This window comes from Nocardia ninae NBRC 108245, assembly GCF_007990755.1.
GTDB classification, from domain to species: Bacteria; Actinomycetota; Actinomycetes; order Mycobacteriales; family Mycobacteriaceae; genus Nocardia; species Nocardia ninae.
Window position 1 is genome coordinate 96,244 of sequence record NZ_BJXA01000025.1, and the last position, 16,161, is coordinate 112,404.

12 protein-coding genes and 1 pseudogene are annotated in these 16,161 nt (G+C 68.9%); 8 read left to right on the forward strand and 5 right to left on the reverse strand.

Annotated elements, in window-relative coordinates:
• Positions 1 to 49 precede the first annotated feature (49 nt).
• Both NN4_RS20005 and NN4_RS20010 read left to right on the forward strand, forming a co-directional pair.
• Positions 50 to 1,408: a 3-oxoacyl-ACP reductase gene (locus NN4_RS20005; RefSeq protein ID WP_147133410.1), complete on the forward strand. Its 1,359-nt coding sequence runs from the start codon at positions 50 to 52 to the stop codon at positions 1,406 to 1,408.
• Positions 1,405 to 2,274 carry a MaoC family dehydratase gene (locus tag NN4_RS20010; protein WP_147133413.1) on the forward strand — a complete coding sequence of 290 codons (870 nt, stop codon included), beginning with the start codon at positions 1,405 to 1,407 and terminating at the stop codon, positions 2,272 to 2,274. Before NN4_RS20005 ends, NN4_RS20010 begins: the two co-directional genes overlap by 4 nt.
• A gap of 80 nt (positions 2,275 to 2,354) precedes the next feature.
• Here the strand turns inward: NN4_RS20010 and NN4_RS20015 are convergent, their stop codons facing one another.
• From NN4_RS20015 to NN4_RS20025, 3 genes are all read right to left on the reverse strand, one after another.
• Positions 2,355 to 3,464, reverse strand: coding sequence for a DUF5685 family protein (locus NN4_RS20015; protein WP_147133416.1), 1,110 nt, complete (start codon positions 3,462 to 3,464; stop codon positions 2,355 to 2,357).
• A gap of 137 nt (positions 3,465 to 3,601) precedes the next feature.
• The gene (locus NN4_RS20020) at positions 3,602 to 4,201 is read right to left on the reverse strand and encodes a TetR/AcrR family transcriptional regulator (protein WP_107653283.1); all 600 of its coding nucleotides are present in this window, start codon (positions 4,199 to 4,201) and stop codon (positions 3,602 to 3,604) included.
• An 89-nt stretch (positions 4,202 to 4,290) separates the two neighbouring features.
• On the reverse strand, positions 4,291 to 5,454 hold the full coding sequence (locus tag NN4_RS20025) for a glycoside hydrolase family 3 N-terminal domain-containing protein (protein WP_147133419.1): 1,164 nt from the start codon (positions 5,452 to 5,454) through the stop codon (positions 4,291 to 4,293).
• A 98-nt stretch (positions 5,455 to 5,552) separates the two neighbouring features.
• Here NN4_RS20025 and NN4_RS20030 point away from each other — a divergent pair, with 98 nt between their 5' ends.
• The 5 genes from NN4_RS20030 to NN4_RS20050 all read left to right on the forward strand — a co-directional run bounded on the left by NN4_RS20030 (position 5,553) and on the right by NN4_RS20050 (position 12,589).
• Positions 5,553 to 6,041, forward strand: a complete 489-nt coding sequence (locus tag NN4_RS20030; RefSeq protein ID WP_107653285.1) for a universal stress protein — start codon at positions 5,553 to 5,555, stop codon at positions 6,039 to 6,041.
• A 142-nt stretch (positions 6,042 to 6,183) separates the two neighbouring features.
• Positions 6,184 to 7,278 carry an isochorismate synthase gene (locus NN4_RS20035; protein ID WP_147133422.1) on the forward strand — a complete coding sequence of 365 codons (1,095 nt, stop codon included), beginning with the start codon at positions 6,184 to 6,186 and terminating at the stop codon, positions 7,276 to 7,278.
• A gap of 163 nt (positions 7,279 to 7,441) precedes the next feature.
• Entirely contained in the window at positions 7,442 to 7,612 is a 171-nt protein-coding gene (locus NN4_RS20040; protein ID WP_083894819.1) for a DUF2613 domain-containing protein, read from the forward strand.
• A gap of 4 nt (positions 7,613 to 7,616) precedes the next feature.
• The gene (locus NN4_RS20045; protein WP_147133425.1) at positions 7,617 to 12,074 is read left to right on the forward strand and encodes an alpha-(1->3)-arabinofuranosyltransferase; all 4,458 of its coding nucleotides are present in this window, start codon (positions 7,617 to 7,619) and stop codon (positions 12,072 to 12,074) included.
• A 95-nt stretch (positions 12,075 to 12,169) separates the two neighbouring features.
• Positions 12,170 to 12,589, forward strand: a complete 420-nt coding sequence (locus tag NN4_RS20050; RefSeq protein WP_370465416.1) for a DinB family protein — start codon at positions 12,170 to 12,172, stop codon at positions 12,587 to 12,589.
• A gap of 13 nt (positions 12,590 to 12,602) precedes the next feature.
• Here NN4_RS20050 and NN4_RS20055 read toward each other — a convergent pair whose 3' ends face one another.
• Complete coding sequence (locus NN4_RS20055; RefSeq protein ID WP_147133428.1) at positions 12,603 to 13,811, reverse strand: acyltransferase family protein; 1,209 nt, start codon at positions 13,809 to 13,811, stop codon at positions 12,603 to 12,605.
• A 202-nt stretch (positions 13,812 to 14,013) separates the two neighbouring features.
• Here NN4_RS20055 and pgfA point away from each other — a divergent pair, with 202 nt between their 5' ends.
• Entirely contained in the window at positions 14,014 to 15,165 is a 1,152-nt protein-coding gene (pgfA, locus tag NN4_RS20060) for a cell envelope lipid trafficking protein PgfA (protein WP_147133431.1), read from the forward strand.
• A 286-nt stretch (positions 15,166 to 15,451) separates the two neighbouring features.
• Here pgfA and NN4_RS20065 read toward each other — a convergent pair.
• Positions 15,452 to 16,161: pseudogene (locus NN4_RS20065) on the reverse strand (polysaccharide biosynthesis protein); the annotation flags it as partial.

The following is a 16,161-nucleotide window of genomic DNA, read 5'->3' on the forward strand; positions in this document are numbered from 1 at the left end:
TCGCCAGGGACCGTGCACGCCGCCTGTCAACACAGAAAAGGTAGGAACAGTGGCAGCCAGCAAGAGTAAGGGTGCTCCCAACCTCTACGGATCGTTCGTCCACTCGGCCCCCGGTCAGTTCCTGGCGAGCAAGCTGGGACTGCCGCAGCCGGAGAATCTGCGCCGCTACAAGCAGGGCGAGCCCGCCCTGCCCGGCCCCGTGCTGCTCGGCGGTAAGGGCCGAGTCGCTGAGCCGGTGCGCGCCCTGCTGTCGGACTACACCTTCGTCGACGCGCCCAGCGCGGGAACCAAGCTCGGCGCGCTGGTGTTCGACGCGACCGGCATTGGTTCCATCGAAGACCTGTCCCAGCTCTACGAATTCTTCCAGCCCGCCATGCGCACCATCGCCGCGTCCGGGCGCATCGTCGTCATCGGCACCACCCCCGAGCTGACGTCGAGCGTGGACGAGCAGATCGCGCAGCGCGCCCTCGAAGGCTTCACCCGCTCGGTGGCCAAGGAGCTGCTGCGCGGCGCCACCGCCCAGCTGGTGTACCTGCACCCGGAGGCCGCCGCTGGCGCGTCCGGCCTGGAGTCGACGCTGCGCTTCCTGCTCTCGGCCAAGTCGGCGTTCGTCGACGGCCAGGTCATCCGGGTCGGCAAGGACGACGCCACCCCGCCGACCAGCTGGGACCGCCCGCTCGAGGGCAAGGTCGCCGTGGTCACCGGCGCCGCGCGGGGCATCGGCGCAACCATCGCCGAGGTGTTCGCCCGCGACGGCGCGACGGTGATCGTCGCGGACATCCCGGCCGCCGGTGAGGCGCTGTCGCAGACCGCGAACAAGGTCGGTGGCACCGCGCTGGCGCTGGACGTGACCGCGCCCGACGCCGCGGAGAAGCTGGCCGAGTTCGCCACCGAGCGCTTCGGCGGCATCGACATCGTGGTGCACAACGCGGGCATCACCAGGGACAAGCTGCTCGCCAACATGGACGACGGCCGGTGGAACTCGGTGCTCAACGTCAATCTCGCGGCGCCGCACCGGATCACCGAGGGCCTGGTCGCCCGTGGCGCGCTGAAGGAGGGCGGCCGGGTGATCGACGTGTCCTCCATCGCGGGCATCGCGGGCAACCGTGGCCAGACCAACTACGGCACCTCCAAGGCCGGTGTCATCGGCATGGTCGACGCCGAGGCGCCGAAGCTGGCGGAGAAGGGCATCACCATCAACGCGGTGGCGCCCGGCTTCATCGAGACCGCGATGACCGCCGCCATCCCGCTGACCACCCGCGAGGCGGGCAGGCTGATGAGCTCGCTGCTGCAAGGCGGGCAGACCGTCGACGTCGCCGAGACCATCGCCTACTTCGCCAGCCCGGCGTCGAACGCGGTGACCGGCAACGTGGTTCGCGTCTGTGGTCAGAGCCTGATCGGAGCATGATGACCGAACTGATCTCGCTCACCGAAACCCCCAAGAACGGCCCGCTGTATCTGAAGGCCGCGCTGGGAGCGGTTCCGCTGCCGCTGGTTTCGGCGCGGAAGTCGACGCTGCCGGATCGGGCGAGCAAGCTCGACGGCCTGCAGGTCGATCCGGATCATCTGGCCGCGTACTGCCGGGCCACCGGGCTGCGGTTCGGCGATGCGCTGCCGCTGACCTACCCGTTCATCCTCACCTTCCCGATCGTGATGCAACTCGTTGTGCAGCGCGACTTTCCGTTCGTCGCGGTCGGTGCGGTGCACGCGGAGAACGTGATCGAGCGGACCCGCGACATCTCGGTGAGCGAACCGCTGGATATCAAGGCGCACATCGAGAATCTGCGGGAGCACCCGAAGGGGCTGCTGGTGGACGCGGTCACCGAGATCAGCGTCGGCCGCGAGCTGGTGTGGCGGCAGGTCACCACCTTCCTGCACCAGCAGCGCACCTCGCTCTCGGGCGGGCCGAAGCCGGAGCCCAAGCCGGAAGAGGTGCCGCCGCCGCCGCTGCGCACCTGGCGGGTCGATCAGAAGACGATCAACCAGTACGCCGCGGCCTCGGGTGATCACAACCCGATCCACACCTCGGCGTTGGGCGCCAAGGCTTTCGGGTTCCCGAAGCCGATCGCGCACGGCATGTGGTCGGCCGCGCACCTGCTCGGCACGATCGAGGGCCGGGTACCGGGCAAGACCACCTACTCGGTGAAGTTCGGCAAGCCGATCTTCCTGCCGTCGACGGTGAACGTGTATGCGGATCAGGTGGCGGGCGGCTGGGATCTGGCCGTGCTGAACCCGAAGAAGGGGTTCCCGCACCTCACCGCGACGCTGCGCTGAGATTCGAGAAACAGTGGAGCCGCGCCTCTTTCACGGGAGGTGCGGCTCCGCTCGTTCAATGACCTCGCGACGCGAGGTCGTCAGCAGTCGCAGCCGCAGCAATCGCAATGACAGCAGTCGCCGCAATCGCCGTTGCAGTCCTTGAGCCAAGCGTCCTTGCGTTCGCCGGTGCACGGCTGGGTGTGCTCGGCACAGCAGGCGTACCCGGTGCAGTACCCGCCGAGGATGAGGGCCAGCGACTCGCCGATACCCGGACGACGATGCCGGGTGCGCCGCGCGCTCAGCTGCACGTCGGTGCTGTCGTGCGAGATCCCGCAGCTGTGGCCGGCTACCGTGCCGATTCCTCGGCCGAGTCGGCGCAGCACACCGGCCAGTGGGTCGAGCAGCATCCAGCGCACCGTGGGGATGGTGTCCAGCTCGGCTTCCGCTACTGCTTCGCGCAGCCGTGAATCCGATTCCCGCAGTAGGTCGTACGCCTGCGGCATGGACGTTCCGGTGGCGGCGAGCGGATTGAACCGGCCGCGGGCCAGGTCCTGCTCGTAGTCCTGCACGGCATCGGCCAGGTGCGCGATTCGCCCGAATTGCCAACCGGCGGCGCGCAATGCGTCGACGTTGGCCGGGCGCTCCGCCAAAACCGCTGTGTGCGCGAAGAACTCGGACGCGCAGAGCTGGGTCGGCTCGGTCAGTCGCGCCAACGAATCCGTCCCACCGGCGGTCGCCGCCTGCTCCAATCCCGTCTGTGCGCTCAACGCGGCGACGAGGGGTTCGACATCCAACCCGATGCGCTCAGCGCTCAGCCGCGCCTGTCCGGCCCAGCGACTCGCCGCCTTCGCCATCGGCGTGCGGGCCAGGGCGGACGCGTCGCCGTCGTCCACGTGGTCGCGGACCTTGGCCGACGCCAGCAGCAGTGACGCCGTCGTGGCCAGTCGCACGCCCGGCGAATTCGCGGCCGCGACCGACGCGCGTTGCATGCCGCGCAGGGCACACCGCCCCGCCGTGGTGCGCTCGACCGCGCCGGCGGACTGCGCCTCGGTGAGCATGCTCAGCACAATCGCATCGACATTTGTTGTGGCACGGGCCAATTGCCCGTGCTCGTCCCGTAACCCCAGACACAGTCCGCACATATGTGTGCGCCACTCGGCCGCATCGATGCCGTACTTAGCCGCGCCGTGCGCACACGGCCTGAGCAACCCGAATAATTCCGCCCCGTTCTCCCCGGCCCGTTCCGCGCAGAGCCGGTCTGTACTTGTTGATCACCGCACTCTGGCAGGCCGTTAACGGCACGGCAACCGGTACCCGCCACTTCCTCCACAGTGGCGAGCCGGAGTTACTCCGCCTTTTTGCGCCCGGCCAGACCGCGCCACGCGAGATCGTCGAGCAGGTCGACCGCCTCGGCCACCTCGATCCGGCCGCTGGCCACCCGGTCCGCGATGGCCTCGCCCGCGCCGATCACGGCGGCCGCGACGATGTCGAAGTTGGTGCCGGGCTCGGGGTGTTTGGCGCTGGATTCCAGCAGCTTGGCGGTCAATTCGATGACGCGCTCGCGAGCGTTCTCGATCTCCGAGGCGAACGCCTGCTGACCGATCGCCTGCCGATAGAGCACCTGCCAGGAGCGCCGGTTGCGGTCCACGAAGCCGAGGAAGCCCTCCAGCGCGACCCGCACCTGCTCGTGCGGGGTCAGCTGGGGGTTTCCTGCGGGCACCACCGATTCGATGAAGCGCAGACCCTCGCGCTGGATGCAGGCGCGGAACAGTTCGTCCTTGGAGCCGTAGTACAGGTACAGCATCGGCTTCGATATCTTGGCCTCGGCGGCGATGGCATCCATCGACGTATCGTGGAAGCCTTTCCGCGAGAACACCTCGACCGCGGCATCGAGCATCTGCTGCTCACGAACCGCTCGAGGAAGTCGCTTCGTTCCGCCCGCCATCCACTCTCCTACCGCACGGTGAAGTTCATATATTACTCCAAGGTAAGTTCCGCGGGTCGCATTTGCTCATCAGTCGCGGGAACAGTGCCTCAGCAGCGCGGCAGCGCTCCCTTGAACGCCGCCATCCGCAGCACCGACGCGTCCACCTGCGCGGCGGGCAAGCGGCCCGTGGCCACCGCCTGCTCGAGCTGATCGAGCACGCTGGGCACCGCGTCGGTGGTGATCCAGAGCGCGTTGTCCGCGCCGGCGACCAGCGCGGCCTCCACCGCGTCCGCGATGGACAGCCGGTTGGTGATCGCGGCCATGCCGCCCAGGTCATCGGTGAAGATCGGCCCCTGGAACGGGGCGGCGCCGTAACCGCGACCCTCCCGCAGCAGCGTCATCACCTGCGGGCTGATGCTCGCGGGCACGTCAGGGGTGGTGAGGCCGGGGACGTCGAGGTGACCGACCATCACGCCCGCGCCGGAACCGATCAGCGCGCGGAACGGGACGAGATCGACGGTCTGCATGCTCTCCAGCGGCGGCGTGCGGACCGCGCCGCGGTGCGAATCGCCCGAGCCGGACCCGTGGCCGGGGAAGTGCTTGAGCACGGTGCCCACGCCGACCTCACGCATGGCGCGGATATAGGCGTCGGCGTAGCGGGTGACCACGGCGGGATCGTCGGAGAACGAGCGGTCGCCGATGACGGAATCGGCGGGCTGGGCGCTCACATCGACATCGGGGGCGAAGTTCACCGTCACACCGAGGTCCTTCAGCGCGCGGCCCCTGGTCAGGGTGGCGTCGTGGAACTGTTCGGCGGTCATCGCGTCGACGGTGGCCCTGGCCGAGGGCGCGGCGCCGATCAGGTTCTTCACCCGGGAGACGCGGCCGCCTTCTTCGTCGATGGTCACCATGAGCGGCACCTTGGCGGACTGCTTGATCTGTTCGAGCCTGCCGTCGCTCAGCAGCGTGAGGTCGGTCCAGCCGCCGACGAAGATCCCGCCGACCTGTTCGGTGCCCACCACATTCGCGGCGTCGTCGGCGCCGGTGACGCCGACGGTCAACAGCTGCGCCAGCTTCTGCCGCAGCGTGAACTGACCGAGATAGCCGGCCGTACAATCCGGCTTCGCGGATGTTGTTGCCTGCGTGGACGATTCGGACGTCGACTCGGGCGCCGCCGCTTGCGACGGCGTCGGGTCGGCGCCACCGCCGGACGAGCAGGCGGTCGCGACGGCGGCCAGCACGGCGAGCACGAGCAGGGGCGTCTTCCGCATGGAAGTAAACCGTACTGATCCCGCGCGCCAGCAAGTAGGCCGGGCTCGGCCAGGGTAGCCTTGTTCAATAGCCGTGAGTCTCCCACCAGGAGGTCATCGTGCCCTGCGATCTGATGCTCATTGCCTACGATGGGTCCGAGAACGCCAAGCGGGCCATCGAATACGCCGGGCGGTTCCTCAGTGCGAACAGAGCGATCGTGCTTACCGCGTGGGAGCCGATGGTGCGCCAAGCCGCCCGCCTGTCCGGGTTGTCCGGGGTGATGCAGCCGGAATGGGTGCCCGACGACGAGATCGAGGACGTCGCCTACGTCGACGCCCGCACCATCAACACCGAGGGTGTCCGGCTGGCCAAACTCGCCGGGCTCAACGCCGAGGCGCGCACCGCCGAATGCACGACGACCATCTGGAATGCCATCGTCGAATGCGCCGACGACCTGGACGTCGACATCATCGTCGCGGGCACCCGGGGCGCCACCGGCATTCGCGCACTGATGCACAGCAGCGTCGCCGACGCGGTCCTCAAGCATTGTCACCGCCCGGTCCTGATGGTCCCGCCAGGCAAGGAGCCCGCCGCCAAAACCGGGTAGGTGCGGGTGCAACCGAGCGTTGCTGCTTCGAGGTCGGCGAGCGAAGCGAAGACACAGCCGCGGAGCGCGTCCGAGGTCGCTTCGTGAGGGCGCTCACGGAGCGGGTTTCGGGGGTGGGGGGCGGGGTTAGGGTCGAGGGACTATGGATGGATTCCTGCTTGCTCAGCCGGATGGGGTGGTCCGGACGTCCGGGAGCCGGGTCGCCTTCGACGAGGCCGAGCCCGCGATCGCCGCGCTGCGCGACGGCGCGGCCGAACTGATCGTCGGTGCGTTGCCGTTCGATCCGCGCAGGCCGGCCGCGCTCACGGTGCCTGAACACGTGCGGCACACCGCGGGGCCGTGGCGGCCCGCTGCCCTTCCCGACCTACCCGCCGTCCAGTTCGTGACCGAAATCCCCAGCGCCGCTGAGCATATCGCGCGCGTGACGAAACTCGTTGAGCAGCTGAACGATCCGGTACAACCACTGCGCAAGGTGGTCGCCGCCCGGTCGGTCATGGCCGAGGCGGCCGGCGCATTGGACCCTGAACTAGTCGCCGCTCACTTGCTGACCAGGCATCCACACGCCAATGTGTTCGCCGTCGACCTGTCCCCCGCCGGGCGGGCGGGTGTGACGCTGGTCGGCGCCACGCCCGAGGTATTGATCGCCCGGCACGGCGAAACCGTCACGCTGCGCCCGTTGGCCGGCACGATGCCACGGCTCGCCGACCCTGGTGCCGATGCCGTCCAGGCGCGAGAGCTGCTGTCCAGCACCAAGAATCGCGCCGAGCATGCCTTCGTCATCGCATGGATCCGGGAGAAACTCGGCCCGGTCTGCGCCGAACTGTCCATCCCCGACGGTCCGGAACTGATCAGCACGCCCGAGGTCTGGCACCTCGCCACCCCCATCACCGGGCGGCTGCGCGACCCAGCGACCACCGCGCTCGAGCTGGCGCTGCTGCTGCATCCCACGCCCGCCGTCTGCGGCACCCCGACCGACCTCGCGCTCGACACGATCGCCGATCTGGAGGAGGACCGCGGTTTCTACGGTGGCGCGGTCGGCTGGTGCGACGCGCGCGGTGACGGCTCGTGGGTGGTCGCCATCCGCTGCGCGGAACTGTCGGCCGACGGACGCACCGTGCACGCCTACGCGGGTGGCGGCATCGTCGCGGCCTCGGACCCGAAAGCCGAACTCGACGAAACCACGGCCAAACTCCGCACGCTGCTCGGCGGGCTGCACTGCGCCATCCCCGCACACTGATCCGGCGCGCTCGACCGGGCCGTTGATAGCACCCGGAATCCCCGGTGATCGCCGCCTCAACCGGACTGCCGACCGACAATCGGCGGGCTGAACGCACCGGATACGGTTGCGGGCTGCTAGGTTGACCGGGAATGTGCCTGCATCGATGTATTGGAGTGCCGCAATGAAGTTTGCTGTTCCTGGTGTTGCGAGTGCTGTCGGCGGCGCCGTACTCGGCGTGATCGCGGTGCTCCTCGTCACGGTGGCGGTGCAGCAGAACTCGCGTCCCGACATCGATCGCTCCGGTGACAAGGACTCCTCGTTGCTGAACAACGTCGAGTACGGCAGTCGCTGAGCCGCTGACCCCCGCTTCACCCACCGACTCGCTCGGACCGGCGGCGCGGCGGCACAACACCGCGCCGCTCGGTAGACGCTGGTTCGCCGGGACGGTGCTCGCGGCGTTCCTGCTGACCTTCCTGCAGGCGCCGGGACGCACGGTCGCCGACACCAAATACGACCTGGCGCAGAACCCGCTGGGTTTCCTCGAACGCGCCAGCCACCTGTGGAGCAGCCAGGCCCCGATGGGCCAGGTGCAGAACCAGGCTTACGGCTACTTCTTCCCGCACGGCGCGTTCTTCTCGCTCGGCCATGTGCTCGGCCTGCCCGCCTGGGCCACCCAGCGCATCTGGTGGGCGCTGCTGCTGATCGCCGGTTTCTGGGGCATCATCCGGCTCTGCGAGACCCTCGGCATCGGCACCCGCGGCTCCCGCATCATCGCCGCGACCGCGTTCGCGCTGTCCCCACGGGTGCTCACCACGCTCGGCTCCATCTCGTCGGAGACGCTGCCGATGATGCTGGCACCGTGGGTGTTGCTGGCGCCGGCGGCGCTGGGCATCCGCTATCGGAATCGACGACGCACGGTCGATCCAGGTGGTGCGCGGCAGGCCTCGGGCGCGATTGGTGGGGCATCCGCGCCCGATTCCGGTTCATCGCCAGGTGATGGCCATGCGCGGGCCGAGACCGGCGTCGGCGCCGATCGGCCGACGGACCGCGGGCGGCGCGGTGGTGCCGAATCGGCGGCCGGTAGCGCGCTGGCACTCGCGCTGATGGGATCGGTCAATGCGGTCGCCACAGTCGCGGCGTTCCTGCCCGCGCTGCTGTGGTGGGCGTCGTATCGGCCGAACAAGCAGTGGTGGCGCTTCACCAGGGCCTGGGTGCCGCTGCTCGTGCTCGCCACGTTCTGGTGGGCGGTGCCGCTGCTGTTGCTCGGCAAGGTGAGCCCACCGTTCCTGGACTACATCGAATCCTCCGGTGTGACAACGCAATGGGCCTCGCTCGCCGAGGTGCTGCGCGGCACGGACAGTTGGACGCCGTTCGTCTCGCCCGAGCGCATCGCGGGCGCGGTGCTGGTCACCCAGCCTGCCGCGGTGCTCGCCACCGGGCTGCTGGCGGCGGCGGGCATGGCCGGACTGGCGATGCGGTCCATGCCGTACCGCGGTCGGCTGACGCTGATCCTGTGCGTCGGGCTGGTCGGCATCTGCGCAGGCTACGTCGGTGAGCTGGGCGGGCCGTTCGCGGAATCGGTGCGGCTGTTCCTGGATTCCGGTGGGGCGCCGCTGCGCAACGTGCACAAGCTGGAGCCGCTGATCCGAATCCCGTTGGTGCTCGGCCTCGCCCAGCTGCTGGCGCGGGTGCCGCTGCCCGCCTCGGTGCCGATGCCGGTGTGGCGCAGCGCGTTCACGCATCCGGAGCGGGATCGTGCCGTCGCGGTGGCCGCGCTGATCCTCACCGCCCTTGCCCTGTCCACCTCGCTGGCCTGGACCGGCAAGCTGGCCCCGCGCGGCGCCTACGACAAGGTGCCCGCATATTGGCAGCAGACGGCGGACTGGTTGCAAGACAACGCTTCCGACACCAGGGCACTGGTAGTGCCCGGTGCACCCTTCGGTAGTCAGGTTTGGGGACTGACGCGCGACGAACCGTTGCAGGCGTTGGCGAGCACGCCGTGGGCGGTCCGCGACGCCGTACCGCTGAACCCGCCGGGCACCATCCGCGCGATGGACTCGGTGCAGCGGCTCATCGCCGACGGCAGACCGTCGAACGGACTCGCGGCGACCCTGGCCGGGCAGGGCATCGGAATCCTGGTGTTGCGCAACGATCTCGATGCCGAGACATCGCGCTCGACCCGGCCGATGCTGGCACACCGGGCGATCGACGGTTCCCCCGGCCTGGCGAAAGTCGCGGAGTTCGGTGCGCCGATCGAATCCGCGGTCATCGCCGAGGATCTCGTCGCGGACGGCGATCTGCGGCCCGCCTACCCGGCGGTCGAGATCTACCGGGTGCAGACGCCTAGGCCGGGCACACCGGCCGATGTGCGCAGCGGAACCGGTGCGCCGCCGTCGTTCCCCGGCGCGTACACGGTGCCGCTCGACGCGTTACCCGTAGTGCAGGGTGGGCCCGAAGTGCTCGAACGACTGCACCGCGACCCGGGCAGCACCGAGACGCCCGCCATGCTGGCCGCCGACGCGAGGCGCGCCGGACTGCCGATCGGACCGTTGACCGTCACCGACACCCCGATGGACCGGGAATCCGACTTCGGTCGCGTCGACAACCACAATTCCGCACTCCGCGCGCCCGACGACGCCCGCCGCACCCACAATCTGGTGCCCGACTACCCGGTGCCCGGCGCCGACCTGGTGCGCGGGGAATGGACGGGCGCGACCGTCACCGCGTCGAGCTCGGCCGCCGACGCCACCCAATTGGGCGGTGCCGCACCGGGCAGCTCCACCGCAGCCGTCGTCGACGGTGATCCGGCCACGGCGTGGATCAGCAACGGTTCCGAACACGCGCTCGGACAATGGCTTCGGCTCGATCTGGACCAACCGATCCGGGTCGGTCAACTGAGCTTCAGCACCAGTGCGGCCGCCATCGGTGACCCGGTGAAGTGGGTCGAGGTGCGCACCGCCAACGGCACCGTGGGTACCCGTATTCCCGAACCCGGTACGCCGGTGTCGGTTTCGCTGCCCGCGGGCAAGACGCAGTGGATCACCATCACTGCCATCCGCACCGAAAACGGCAAGCGCGGTGGGCAGTTCGGCATCAGCGAGATCGCGCTCGACGACTACTCCGTCCGTGACCAACCGGTCCCCGTCGATATCCGGCACCGGACCGTACTGCCGCCGACCCCGGCGGGCGCGCAGATTGAGGCTTGGGATCTCGGGCAGGAATTCCCCGGGCGCAGTGCCTGTTTCGATTCGCCGGACCGCGTGCGCTGCAGCAAGGGTCTCGCGTTGGCGCCCGAGGAACCAGGCAACTTCCAGCGCACGCTGTCGGTGCCCGAACCCATGTCCGTCTCGCCGGAGCTGACCGTCCGGACCCGGCAGGGCCCCGCGCTGGAGGCGCTGCTCACCGACCACGACCGCCCGGTCGCCAGGAGTAAGGCCGACGTCGGGGACCTGCGCGGCGCCGCGTTCGCCGCGACCGACGGCGATCCGCGCACCAGTTGGACCGCCCCCGAGGACTCGGTGCGGGTGCTGACCGGTGCCAAACCCACCCTGACGATCGAACTGCCCGCCCCGACGCTGGTGACCGGACTAGAGCTGACCCCGTCGCTCGGCGGCCTGCCTGCCGCACCCACCTCGGTGGTGGTCAATCTCGGCGACGGTCCGCAGGTGCGTGAGCTGGACAAGAGCACCGCAGGCACGCCGACCCGAATCTCGTTGCACCCCACCGTGACCGATCGCATCGAGCTGAGCATCCGGGACTGGCAGCCCGTCCTGGACAGAACGGCAATGGGTTTCGTACTAGCGCAGCCTGCGGGACTGGCCGAGGTGTCGGTGCTCGGTCCGGACTACCCCGCGCCCGCAGCACTCGACCGGGAGATCACCGTCCCGTGCGAAATCGGCCCGACCATCAACATCGACGGACAACTGCGGCGCACCACCATCACCGCGACCGCGGCTGAACTGCGCTCCGGCGCTCCGGTTCCCGCACGTGTCTGCGCGGATGACGCTTCGCCGCAGCCAGATTCCGGTGCGCTCGGCCTTTCACAGGGTCGCGCCGACGTCACCGTCGGGCCGACCGACCTGTTCTTCGTCGACCGGCTCCGCCTCGAACGCACCGGGCTCGCCGCACCGGCCGCACAGTCGCCCGGCAACCACGTGCTCGTGCTGCCGCTGAGCACCAATGTCGGCTGGCAGGCAACAACTTCCGACGGGAAGACCCTCGAGCCCGTGGTGATCGACGGCTGGCAGCAAGCCTGGCTGCTACCGCCCGGCGCCACCGGTCCCGTCACCGTATCGTTCCCCATCGACCGCTGGTACCGCCTCGGCATCTTCGGTGGACTCCTGCTGCTCCTGCCGCTGATAGCCCTGGCGATTCCGCGGCGCGCCCGTCCCGCGAAACCCGTTGGCACGGATGCCGCACCCGTCTCCGACCCAACCATCCCCAATACGGATGCTGTTGCCCACGTGCCGGATTCCACCCCACGAACCTGGGGCCCTCGTTGGCTCGGCGCAGTCGGCCTCGCGGCAGCAGCAACGCTGATCGCCGGTCCGGTCGGAACCATCCTCACCGCAGTCATTCTCGCCACCGTCCGGTTCTATCCACAGGTTGCACCACGGGCGCTCGTAGTCATCGCAGGAGTCGGCACGGCACTGTCCGCGGCAGCCCTGTCGACCGGCCCATGGCGCGCGTCGGGCGGCTACATGGGCGGCTCGCTGTGGGCGCAACTCCCCGCAGTCCTCGCCGTGATCGCGGTCGGGGTCGCTGCACTGCCGCCGCCTCGGTCATTCGGGCTGCGCCGCAACGGACCTCGTTGATAATGTGACGCCGCGTGAGGGAATGTGCCGAATGCGGTTTCGTCTACGACCTGACCCGCGCGACCGATGTCGCGCCGTTGGCCAGAGAGCACGCCGTGGAGTACGCGGACCTGCTCCTCACCGACTCGCCGAAGTTACGGCGGCGACCCGAACCCGACACCTGGTCGCCGCTCGAGTACGCCTGCCATATGCGGGATGTGCTTCTCGTGCAACGGGAACGCGCGCTGGCCGCCCGGCGCAGCACGACGCCCGACGCCACGCCGATGGGCCGGGACGAGCGCGTCGAGCACGACGGGTACCTCGATCAGAAGCCCTCGGATGTCGGCCGCCAGCTCCGGGACGCGGCGCAACTGTTCGCCAATGTGCTGGAACGACTGAGCGGCGACGACTGGGAGCGGACGCTGATCTACAGCTACCCCGAGCCGCAGGAACGTTCGCTGCGCTGGCTCGCGCTGCACACCCTGCACGAACTCCGGCACCACCTGTTGGACATGCACCGGCAGCTGGATACCTGAGCGCGCCGGGCGATCACGGGGCCGCGAGGCGGTCTTCCTCTTCGACTTCCTTGGCCGGCTTCGCCCGGTCCCGCCTGCGCGCCCACTGCCGCACCGGTTCCTCGATCAGCGCGTAGCTGGCCGCGGCGACGGGCAGGGTCAGCGCGATGGTGAGGATGAGGACGTAGCCGAAGTCGCCGCTGAACGGCAGGATCCCGAACACCGGGAACACCACCCACAGCACCGCGAGATGCCAGAGGAAGATCCCGTAGGACCAGCGCCCGATGGTCGCGGCCACCCGCGATTTCAGCCACCGATGCCCACTACTCGGGTCGCCGAGCACCAGCGGGGCGAGCAGCGCGAAGCCGATGATCGCGCCCAGCGCCATCTTCGCCGCGTACTGCCACGGCTGGGCGTGCGTCAGTCCGGCGGGCCCGCCGATATCGGTGGCGGAGATGAGGAAAGCAATCAGCGCGATGACCCACATCAGCGGTTGATTTCCGGCCAGCCTGCGCCATTTCGATAGCCGTTCGCTACCAAAAGAAAGTTCCGCGAGCACCATTCCCATCGCGAACCAGGGCAGATATCCGGGCAGCCAATTGTCGGAATGGATGGCGTCCGGTGTCGGCACCGGAATGAAGTTCCAACTCAACGACACCGCAGCCAGGCCGAGCAGTACCGGCACCCGCCAGCGAGCGGTGCTGCCGCGCAACCACATCACCGCGAACGCCAGCAACGGCAGCACCAGATAGAAGGCCACCTCGACCGAGAGGCTCCACATCTGCGTCAGCCCATCGGTCAGCGTCAGCGGCACGAACACCTGCAGCAACGCCAGATTCGACACCCAGACACGCAACCCCGCCGTGCCCGCCGCACTCGGCAGCAGCACCAGAACCGCGCACACCACAACCCAATACGCAGGCAGAATGCGCGCGGCGCGATGCCGCAGGTAGTAGCCGAGCGACGGCGCACTGCCCAGCCCGCGGGCCGCGGCGGCGTGCGGGCGCCACAGCAGAAAGCCGGAGAGCGCGAAGAAAACCGCGACCGCCATGTCGAACCGGCCCCACACCCGCCCGAGCACCGGGGTGCCCGCGGCGCCGGTCTGGAAGGCGACGTGCGTCAGCAGCACACCGAGCGCGGCCAGCCCGCGCATGCCTTCGAGCGCGGGCAGAAAGGCGCGCGCCGGTACCGATTCGGCCGCCGGGGCGACCGCGACGGCGGAAGTGGACAGAGATGCGGTCATCGGACTCCAGTCTGCCTTGCCAATTCTTAGGTGATAACCCCACGTTTCACATTTCGCGCTAAACTCGGGCGATTTCTCGGCCGTTTCCGGCCTCGGCGCCGCATGGTACGTCACCGGACTGTTAGTGTCGGGGCTCACGAGTGCCGCGGGAGGCCCGCCGTACTCGCCGGAACGACCCTGTTCTACGACGAGGAGAGTTTGCATGGCACTGAGTGCCGGAACCAGAAGGACGGTGGCCTGCCTGCTCGTGGGTCTCGGCGCGTTGCTGATTGTCGCCGCGCTGCTGATCCCGACTTACACCGTCGGCAAACTGGCGAAGACTCCTCTCGATCTCGAGATCACCACGATCGCGACCAACGCGCCGGGCGAGGAAAGCCTGGTGCTGGACTCCAAGTCGCTCAGCGCGCCCGAGGGTGCCGCGAAGATCGACACGAACGTGCCGCTGGTCTCGCAGCGCTTCCTCACCGTCGAGGAGCCCTCCGACGCCACCGAGATGACGGTGCAGGCGGGTCAGACCCTGCGGCGCATCGACAAGCAGGGCGACACCGGCCTGCTCACCGCGAGCATCGACCGGGTCACCATCGACCGCAAGACCGGCGAGCCGGTCGCCAAGGAGCCGAACGGCTCCATCGCGGTCAACGTGGACAAGGAGATGAAGTCGGTCGCGGATCCGGTGCAGCACACCGGTTTGCAGTACCGGTTCCCGATCGGGACCGAGCAGAAGACCTACCCGTACTTCGATCTCAACGCGCGCAAGACGTTCGACATCAACTACGTCGGCGAGACCGAGATCAACAGCATGCAGGTCTACCACTTCCAGCAGACCATCCCGGCGACCAACCTGAACGACGTGGTGAAGGCGCCGACCAACCGGCTCACCTTCCCCGCCGCGAAGTGGGGCGTGCCCGGCGACGGCGACGTCACCATGTCGCGCTGGTACACCAACACCCGCGACGTGTGGGTCGAGCCGAAGACCGGCACCGTGATCAAGGGTGGCGAGCAGCTGCACCTGTACTACGGCCGTGACTCCAAGCCCGAGGTCACCGCGCTGAAGTCGCACATCGTGTTCGACGAGAACACCATCGAGTCGCAGATCTCGGTGGCCAAGGAGAACATCGACAAGCTGTCGCTGTACGGGCGGATCATGCCGATCGTGCTCGGCGTGCTCGGTGTGATCGCACTGATCGTCGGCATCATCCTCGGCGTCCGTGGCGGCGGTTCGACGCCCGCTCCGGCGCGCGGCGGTGGGCCGCTGAGCCAGGGACGCGGTGGACCGGCACCGACCAGTGGCGGTTCGCGTCGCGCGGACAACGATCCGCCGACCGAGCAGATCAACGTCACGAAACAACCTTGATGTAGCTGAAGATTCGGCCCCCGGTCCTTGTGACCGGGGGCCGTTTTGTTGCGCCTCCCCAGGTATTCAGGCCAGACCTAGGCACAGTGTCAGCAAGGTGGCGGCCGGAGTCGGCTGAGCTGGTACTGGCGAGTTGCCCACGGGCTCGCGAAATCAGTTGGCGCGGTGTGCCACCACCGGTAGCGACGATCAGTTAGGGCACCGCGCCAGCCGCCGATAGCGAAGTTGGGCACCGAGGCGGCCGCCGGTAGCGGCCAGTGACCGGCGCAGCTCGTTGAAAGGCTTGCTACAGCCGGGGTTCGGGTTCGTGGCGACGAACGTTGCTGTCCCGATCGGCGGTGCGCAGGACGATCACGGCGACCACGAGGGTGGTGGCGGCCGCGACGGAGGCGACGGTGGTGATCAGCGTCGGGATGGAGCGGGCGAACGAAACCATCAGTGCCACTTCGACGGCCAGGCCGAGCCAGGTCAGCGCGGCGAGGGCAGTGCGGTCCACGGCGATCGCCGAGAGCATCGCGCCCTGCAGGACCGCGAGGATGGCGCCGTGCAACGCGAACAGCCACAGCAAGCCTTGGATGGGGGCGTAGTCCTGGCCGGCCAGGAGCGGAGCCAGTGGTGCGGCGAGCGCGGCGCCGAGCACCGCCACGATGCCGATACCCGACAAGACCGCGAGCGCCGACCTGATCGCCTGAGCCGAATGCGTGGGCTGCGCCATCCGCGGGTACAGCACGACGCCGACAGCCTGCGGCAACCAGAATGCGATCTTCGCGGCGATGGTGCCGAGTGCGTACCGGCTGGCATCCGCTTCATCGAGGACCATGCGGACCACGATCAGATCCGTGGAAGACAACGCCATCAACGCCGCCTGCACCTGCGCGGCGCGCAGCACCGGCAGCACACCGATGGCGTCGTCCTCGTCGGTTCCGGCACGCGGCCGCGACGGCGGCGACCCCGCGACGAACCGGGCGAACGCCGCGGCCGCCGCGACACCTACCG